We start from the raw sequence: 269 nt of genomic DNA on the forward strand, positions 1-269 counted from the left end.
GAGGCCATGGCCGCCAAACGCCAGCAAGGCAGCTTCCGCATGCAGCCGGGCTATGACCACAGCTATTTCTTCGTGGCGAGTTTTATGGAAGATCACGTCGCCTTCCACGCCGACGCGCTCTATGCGGGCTGACCGATGACCGCGCTCTATATCGACGCCGACGCCTGCCCCGTCAAAGCCGAAGCCGAGCGGGTGGCGACCCGCCATAAGGTCAAGATGTTCCTCGTCTCGAACGGGGGCCTGCGCATGTCGCAAAACCCGCTGGTCGA

At 62.8% G+C, this 269-nt stretch carries 2 pseudogenes; both read left to right on the forward strand.

The features are described from left to right. Positions 1-132 (forward strand): annotated as a pseudogene (locus tag A3722_RS23895) (S-formylglutathione hydrolase); the annotation flags it as partial. A gap of 3 nt (positions 133-135) precedes the next feature. After that, positions 136-269: pseudogene (locus tag A3722_RS23900) on the forward strand (YaiI/YqxD family protein); the annotation flags it as partial.

The sequence above is a fragment of the Sulfitobacter sp. HI0027 genome (genome assembly GCF_001634775.1).
Classification (GTDB): domain Bacteria; phylum Pseudomonadota; class Alphaproteobacteria; order Rhodobacterales; family Rhodobacteraceae; genus Sulfitobacter.